This is a genomic window from Kribbella antibiotica (assembly GCF_004349055.1).
GTDB classification, from domain to species: domain Bacteria; phylum Actinomycetota; class Actinomycetes; order Propionibacteriales; family Kribbellaceae; genus Kribbella; species Kribbella antibiotica.
In genome coordinates this window covers 1-820 of the sequence record NZ_SMKX01000327.1, presented here as the reverse complement: position 1 = coordinate 820, position 820 = coordinate 1, and the positions used below count along the sequence as shown (strand labels likewise).

The 820-nt window shown below is 65.9% G+C and carries 1 protein-coding gene; it reads left to right on the top strand.

What is annotated here, in order from left to right; genetic code table 11:
* Positions 1-181: 3-keto-5-aminohexanoate cleavage protein (locus tag E1263_RS43080; RefSeq protein ID WP_165956951.1), on the top strand; the 181-nt coding region annotated here is incomplete at its 5' end.
* Between the last annotated feature and the right edge of the window lie 639 nt (positions 182-820).

The following is an 820-nucleotide window of genomic DNA, read 5'->3' as shown; positions in this document are numbered from 1 at the left end:
AAGAGACAGCCCCACCAACATCCACGGCGAAGCCGCGTGGACCTGGCCCACCCTCCACTGGGCGCAATCCAACGGCCACGACCTCCGCCTAGGCCTGGAAGACACCCTCACCGGCCCAGCAGGCGAGCCCGTCACCTCAACCGCCGACCTCTTCGCCTTCTTTAGCCGGCGCGACGCCTAGGCCTGCGGTCGGGCTGGTACGGCGGTGCATGGTTGCTCGCCGCACCGGACAAGCCGGACACGTCGCCTGTGGCTGGTCGCCGCGGCGGCCGCGTTACATAAAGAGCTTGGCTGGGCCGGGTGCCTGGTTGAGGTACTGGCGAGGTCGGCGATCGCGTGACCGCTGCTTGAGGTGCCCGCTATGGCTGAGGTCGAAAAGCAGCGCCGAGTGTGGAAACTTCATGTCGCCATTTGCACAAAACGTTCCACCCAGCTCTCCGGGTGGGCTGGTGGATGGGCTGGGGAGCGCTACCCGTCGTTTTCGGGTGGTTTTGCTCCCCAGCTCGACCAGATACCTGACGAATCGGGCGCTGGGGAGTTCCACCGGCGTATCCGCCCGTCGTTTCGCGCTACGCGGGACTTTTTCGGGTCTATGAGGCTGTAGCGAAATGGCGTTGCCGGTTGGGGTGTTGGATCTGGTGGGATGTTCGGTTCGCCGTGGCGGGCCGGGTGGGGCCTCGGCTGCGGGTTCAGGTGGCGGGGTGGAGGGTGTGTTTGTGGAGTTTGAGGAGGTTGACCACGGTGGCTGCGAGGTGGAGTTCGCTGGCGGCGGCTTTGATGCCGCGGCGGGAGAACCTGCGCAGGCCGGTCTGGTCTTTGA